Origin of the sequence: Microcystis sp. M165S2, from assembly GCF_020245885.1 — a bacterium.
In the GTDB taxonomy this organism is placed as follows: domain Bacteria; phylum Cyanobacteriota; class Cyanobacteriia; order Cyanobacteriales; family Microcystaceae; genus Microcystis.
The window spans coordinates 1-7211 of the sequence record NZ_JADBTZ010000442.1 but is presented as its reverse complement, the minus strand read 5'-3'; the positions used below and the strand labels follow the sequence as shown (position 1 = coordinate 7211).

Sequence of the window (7211 nt, the reverse complement as noted above, 5' to 3'; positions counted from 1 at the left end):
GTCAACTACCTAATTTTCAGGGAAAAAGTACCTGAATTTTCCCCCTGATCACTCCCATGCCTGGTACTTTTTGATTGACAAAAAGTCTAAAAGTCTTACCCAACAAGGTTTTTAGATTTATTCAGCAGACCCTACTTAAGTACCTAATAGCATTTTTCACCCTGAAACATCGATTTTTAGTACAATATTACTGCAATATTAAAAGCAGCAAACGAGTAAACAGCGATGATCACCGGCGAATTAAAATCCAAAATAGATAAACTTTGGACAACCTTCTGGAATAACGGCATTAGTAACCCGCTTTCGGTAATCGAGCAGATTTCCTATTTACTCTTTATCAAGCGCCTAGATGACCTAGAACTGGCTAAAGAGCGCAAAGCCCAACGATTAGGCGAAAAACTGGAAAATCCCACCTTTACCCCCAGCCAACAGCATATCCGTTGGTCGCACTTCAAAAATCTCGATGATGCCGAGACGATGCTCCAGATTGTCCGGGATGAAGCGTTTCCCTTTATCAAAGATCTGGGGCAATTCTCCAAGGGTAGCACCTACGCCAAACACATGAGAGACGCGGTGTTTCTCATCGCCTCCCCGGCGCTGCTGGCAACAGTAATCGAGCAAATCGAAAAAATCCCGATGGAGGATCGCGACACCAAGGGCGACCTTTACGAGTATATGCTCTCAAAACTGAGTACAGCCGGGACTAACGGACAGTTCCGCACGCCGCGCCATATTATCAAATTGATGGTGGAGTTATTAGCACCCGGACTGAGGGAGGTTATCTGTGATCCGGCCTGTGGCACAGGAGGCTTTTTAGTAGCGGCTGCCGAGTATGTGCGGGAGTTAAAGGACAGCGAGGGGGGACGATTGCTCCATGAACGCGGCAACCTAGAGCATTTCAATAACCAAATGTTCCACGGTTTTGATTTCGATGCGACGATGTTACGCATTGGCAGTATGAACCTGATGTTACACGGTATCGAGCAGCCGATTATCGAGGCCCGGGATTCCCTCTCGGAGGATCACGCCGGAGTAGAGGATAGTTTTACCTTGATTCTGGCTAATCCACCGTTTAAGGGTTCGGTGGAGAAATCTACTATTGCCAAGGATTTATCGAAAATCATCGACACCACTAAAACCGAGTTATTATTCATGGCCCTGTTTTTGCGGTTGCTGAAGACGGGGGGAAAAGGCGCGGTAATTGTGCCGGATGGGGTGCTATTTGGCTCGTCCAAGGCCCACAGGGACATCCGCACCATCTTGGTGGAGGAACATAAGCTAGAGGGGGTGATATCGATGCCGTCGGGGGTTTTTAAGCCTTACGCGGGGGTATCTACCGCGATTCTCATCTTTACGAAGCTGGGGGTAAGGGAAAAGGGGACTGACTTCGTTTGGTTTTATGACATGATGGCGGATGGTTTCTCTCTCGATGATAAACGCCAACCGATCGCCGATAATGATATCCCGGATTTGCTGCGCTGTTGGCATAATCGCGACTCCGCTCAGGACACCAACCGCAAAGCGAAGGCGTTTTTTGTGCCTCGCGAGGAGATTCAAGCCAATGCTTATGATCTATCAATTAACCGCTATAAGGAGATAGAGTACGAGGAAGTGAGCTATGAGCCGCCGAAGGTGATTTTACAGAAGTTAAGGGCTTTAGAGGCTGATATTCGTCAGGATTTGGACGCATTAGAGGAAATGTTAGGAGATTAGGAGATGAAAAATCTACAGCCATTAGACCTACATCCTCTCAAAACCGAATCCGAGTATGAGGCCGCTTTACTGGAGATTGAGTCGCTTCTGGAAGTACCTCCGGGGACACCGGAAGCAGCGCGCTTAGATTTGCTTGCCACACTGGTTGATGCCTATGAACAGGAACATTTTCCCATCCCTCTACTAGATCCTATCGAAGCGATAGTCAACCGAAAGGATATTTGATTTATGCTGAGAAATAAGATTTGTCGGCATTTAGATTCCAAGAGAGTGGTGGGTTACGCTATCGCTAACCCACCCTACCCATTGAAGGGAGAAGAGTTCATAGTAGGGTGGGTTAGACGGCAACAATCTAGGCGTTAAAGTCAATCTAACAATCCGTCGTAACCCACCGCTTTAGTCCACCGAAAGGATATTTGATTTATGTTTGAAAATAAGATTGATCAGGTTTTACACGCATTAAAGGAGATGTTGGGATAAAGGAATTAAAATTCTATCTTTTAGGAGAACTGGGAGAAATCACTTCCAGTAAACGAATTTTTCAGTCTGAATATGTTGATGATGGTATTCCATTTTACAGAACAAAAGAAATTAAAGAACTTGCCAATAAAGAACCCATCTCTAACGAGCTTTTTATATCAAGAGAAAGATATGAAGAGATCAAAGTAAAATTTGGTGTTCCTGAAGTTGGAGACATCCTTATCACTGCCATAGGAACTGTTGGCGAAATTTATATCGTCGAGAATGAGAAAGAATTTTATTTCAAAGATGGAAATATTTTATGGCTGAAAGGATTCAAAGATGTTGACCCATTTTTTTTGAGATATCTTCTATCGTCACTAATTAATGAATTGCAAAATCTTTCCTCTGGCTCTGCTTATAAAGCCCTGCCAATAACAAAGTTAAAGGAATACAAAATTCCCCTCCCACCCCTCGAAGAACAGCGAAGAATTGCGGCAATTTTAGATAAAGCGGATGGGGTGCGACGCAAGCGCAAAGAGGCAATTCGGTTGACTGAGGAGTTGTTAAAATCGACTTTCCTAGAGATGTTCGGTGATCCTGTTACTAATCCGAAAGGGTGGGAGATAAAGAAACTAGAGGAAGTCACCACTAAAATCACCGATGGTGTTCACTCTCGACCAAATTATACTGAGCAAGGAGTCCCTTTTATTTCTGTTAAAGATATTACGACGGGCGAATTAAAGTTTGATGATTGCAAGTTCATCAGCGAAGAAGATCACAAAAAATATAAGAAAAGATGTAACCCCGATATGGGCGATATTTTATACACAAAGGTCGGGGCAACATATGGTCGTCCAGCCCTTGTGAATGTAAAGAGTGAATTTTCACTATATGTGAGCGTTTGCCTTATTAAACCCCAAAGAGATTTGATTTTTCCCGAATTTCTGAAAGAAGCATTGGCTACACCAGCACTTAAAAGTCAAGCAGATCGATCTATTAAAGGTATTGGAGTTCCTGATTTGCATCTCAATATGATAAAAGATTTTATTGTTCCAGTGCCTCCCATCTATAAACAAAAAGAATTTTTAGAAATAGCCTCCAAAATACAGTTTTCAAAAGAAAGTTTAACATCTTGTTCTCAAGAATCCGAAAATCTCTTCAACTCCCTTTTACAACGCGCCTTTCGCGGGGAACTGTAGCCATGGCATCCCGTAGATTACTGCCATAATCTTGTGGGAAATGCCATTAAAAAAGACCGTTGGACAATTAACTAAGATTCCTATCATCTCACACTGTCAAGAGGGAAAAACCTAGATAAAATAACCGAACTTGCTGTTTTTTTATATAATTGTTAAACAATAACCAAGTAAAATATAGAGATAGCCAAAACTTTGGGGATAATAGACTTATAGACTGGGGAGCGCAATATGGTGTCAAACTTCTCCTTCCTGCGAGATCAATTCCCGCAACTGTACGAACACGCGGCCCAGGCCGAGGGATTAGTCTTCAGCAACCCCCGGGCCAGTTGCTTCTATAGCCGCTTTGTCCTAGAACAAATGGTCTGCTGGCTCTATGAAAACGACCCCTATCTACAACTGCCCCGGGACAATAGCCTAGGCGCTCTCATCCACGAGCAAACCTTTAAAGATAACCTTAAACCAGGACTTTTCGCCAAAATTCGCACCATCCACAAAGTCGGCAATAGCGCCGCCCACCATGGCGGACAAATCAGCGATCGCGACTCCCTGCACCTGATCGAGGAACTCTTTCATATCACCTACTGGCTGGTGCGGTTTTACGGGCAGAATGGGCGAGAATTGGGCGATATTAGCTTCGATCGCCAGAAAATTCCCAGTTTCGCCGTCCCCAGTCAAAAAGAACTGCAAGACCTAGAAAAACGCCTTTCCCAAAGCGATACCCTGCGCCAAATTGCAGAGGCCAAACAGTGCCAAACCGAGGCCGAACTCGCAGCCGCTAGGGCCGAACGGGATGCCCTCCTCGCCCAAAATAATGCGATCGCCGACAAACACGACTACAACGAAGCCGACACCCGCCATTATCTGATCGATGTACTACTCAAAGAAGCCGGCTGGGATACCAAAGCCCCCAACGCCACAGAGTTGGAGGTGTGGGGGATGCCCATCCAACAAGCGGGGGATACCGGGCGCGGTTTCGTCGATTATGTACTATGGGGTGACGACGGTAAACCCCTCGCCCTCGTGGAGGCAAAACGCACCAGCAAAAGCCCCAACAGCGGCCAACAACAGGCCAAACTATACGCCGACTGCTTAGAAAAAAACTACGGCCAGCGCCCCGTTATTTTCTACAGCAACGGCTATGAAACCTATCTATGGGATGATCTCGCCTATCCCCCCCGCCCCGTCCTCGGTTTCCTGCGAAAAAACGAGCTAGAACGGCTAATTTTCCGCCGTTACCACCGTAAACGCCTCAGCGACACCGCCATTAACGAGGATATCGTCGGCCGTCCCTACCAGAAAGAGGCCATCCGTCGCATCACTGAAACCTTTGAAGAAAAGCGCGGCCGTAAGTCCCTATTGGTCATGGCCACCGGAACCGGCAAAACCCGAACTGCGATCGCATTGGTGGAACTGCTCAAGAGCGCCAATTGGGTAAACCGAGTCCTGTTTCTGGCCGATCGCAATGCCCTATTAAAGCAAGCATACCGCGCCTTTCAGCGTCATCTACCCAGCGTTACCGTCCTGGATCTGACCCGTAGCAAGGACGTGACGGGGGCTAACGTCATCCTCTCCACCTATCAAACCATACTCAACGCCATCGATCGCATGGATGCAAATGGACGAATGTTTGGGGTGGGGTATTTTGACCTCGTGATCGTCGATGAGGCTCATCGCTCCATTTATCGCAAATACGGCGAAATCTTCCATTATTTCGATGCTCTGCTGGTGGGACTAACTGCCACACCACGCTCGGAAGTAGATCGCGATACCTACCGCATTTTCGAGCTACAGCAGGGGGTTCCTACCTTCGCCTACGAGTTAGAGGATGCAGTTAAGGATGGCCATCTTGTACCTCCCAAGGGTGTTACTGTGCCGTTTAAATTCCTGCGTACCGGGGTTAAATACAGCGATCTAACCCCGGAGGAGCGGCTAGACTACGAGGAGAAGTTCCGGGACGAGGAAAGCGGCGAACTACCGCAGGCAATTAACGCAGCTGCCTTTAATGACTGGTTGTTCAATATCGACACCGTGGATCAAGCGTTAAGAATTTTGATGCAACGGGGGCTAAAGGTCAACAGTGGCGATCGATTGGGTAAAACGATTATTTTTGCCCGTAATCACCGGCACGCCCAATTTATCTGCGATCGCTTTAATAGTAACTATCCTCACTACAAAGGTCATTTTGCCAAAATTATTGACAGTCACGACAACTACGCCCAAAGTCTCCTAGACGACTTTAGCAAGGTCAATAAAGAACCAATTATCGCCGTCTCGGTGGATCTGCTCGATACTGGCGTAGATGTGCCAGAAGTGGTCAATTTGGTGTTTTTTAAGCCCGTATTCTCCCGGGTGAAGTTTAACCAGATGATCGGGCGCGGGACTCGTCTCTGTCAGGATTTGTTCGGTCCTGGCAACCATAAAACCGAGTTTCTGGTCTTCGACCTCTGCGGGAATTTCGAGTATTTCCAGCAGGATATCGATGAAACAAGGGAGAAAATACCCGAAAGCCTCACCAGTCGCCTAGTTAAACATCGCCTCGAGTTGGCAACCCGCCTCGCTCCCTGCAAGCAAAGCGCAACCCCTAGAGCGAGAGAGCAGTCCTCTAGTTACAAAGTCGATCGATCCAGCGACCTATACACGAGTTTGCTCGATGCACTCCATCAACACATCGCCACCATGCCCCGGGATAATTTTCTGGTGCGTCGTCGCTTGCCGCAGGTGAAGACCTTTAGTCAGCGCGATCGTTGGAACAACCTGAGTCAGGAGGACGTGGCCACTATTGCCGACTCCTTAGCCGGTTTACCCAATGGTTTGCCCAATGAGGATCCCCTAGCCAAGGAATTCGACCTTCTTTGTTTGCAACTGCAATTAGCCATTCTCAAGGCATCCGGTAGCTATGAGCGATTGCGGGACAAAGTGCGCGATCTTCTCGTTCAACTGGAGACTAAGCCCGATATCCCGATGATTAAGGGGCAATTAGCCTTTATTCGCGAGGTGCAAGCCGAAAGCTGGTGGACCGGAGCAACGCCGTTAATGGTGGAAGGGATTCGGGTACGCGTCCGGGATCTGGTCAAGTTTATCGATCGCCAAAAGCAGCAGAGCGTGATTACCGATTTTGTCGATGAGATGGGGGAGGTGCAGATTGTCGATATTCCCACCCATCAGACCGGTTTTAGTCGCGAACAGTATCGCCGGAAAGTCGAGTCCTATATCCGTCAGCATCAGGATCACCTTGCGATCGCTAAGTTGCGGCGCAATATCCCCCTAACGGACAGGGATTTATCTGCCCTAGAGGAGATGCTATTTTCGGCCGCAGAAATTGAGAGCCGTCAGCGTTTTGAGGAGGTCTTTGGCCGGACGAAAAGCCTCAAGCTCCTGATCCGGGAAATCGTCGGACTCGATCGCCAAGCGGCTAAACAAGCTTTTGGCCGTTATTTGCAGGGGACAAACTTCTCGGCCAATCAAATCCGTTTTATCGAAAATATCATCGATATCCTCACTAAAAACGGAGTTATGAATCCGGGGGCGCTCTACGAGCCTCCCTTTACCGATAACCATCCCGAAGGGCTAGATGGGATGTTTAATGATCGGGAAGCTGATCGGATCGTCTCGATTCTGCGATCGTTTAATGAGTCCGTTGATGCGGTCTAAGAGCAAGCGCGTACTGCTATAAAATAAGAGCATGAAAACTGACACGATTTTTTATCAACTCTTTCAATCTTTCCCCTCTATCTTCTTTGAATTAATTGAACTCCCTATCAACGAAGCCAATAACTACCGCTTTGACTCAGTGGAAGTCAAACAACTTTCCTTTCGTCTTGATGGAGTCTTTCTGCC

General features: G+C 47.3%; 5 protein-coding genes. All 5 read left to right on the top strand.

From position 1 onward, the window contains the following. Positions 1 to 225: 225 nt before the first annotated feature. Positions 226 to 1713, top strand: coding sequence for a type I restriction-modification system subunit M (locus IM479_RS21680; protein ID WP_287684299.1), 1488 nt, complete (start codon positions 226 to 228; stop codon positions 1711 to 1713). A gap of 3 nt (positions 1714 to 1716) precedes the next feature. Next, entirely contained in the window at positions 1717 to 1938 is a 222-nt protein-coding gene (locus IM479_RS21675; protein ID WP_130758460.1) for a helix-turn-helix domain-containing protein, read from the top strand. A gap of 233 nt (positions 1939 to 2171) precedes the next feature. Continuing rightward, positions 2172 to 3374 (top strand): restriction endonuclease subunit S, encoded by a 1203-nt coding sequence (locus IM479_RS21670; protein ID WP_353737545.1) that lies wholly within the window; start codon positions 2172 to 2174, stop codon positions 3372 to 3374. 228 nt (positions 3375 to 3602) lie between these two features. Beyond that, complete coding sequence (locus tag IM479_RS21665) at positions 3603 to 7025, top strand: DEAD/DEAH box helicase family protein (protein WP_287684296.1); 3423 nt, start codon at positions 3603 to 3605, stop codon at positions 7023 to 7025. A gap of 31 nt (positions 7026 to 7056) precedes the next feature. Next, positions 7057 to 7211 (top strand): DUF2887 domain-containing protein (locus tag IM479_RS21660; protein ID WP_287699574.1); only part of this gene is annotated, 155 nt, incomplete at its 3' end.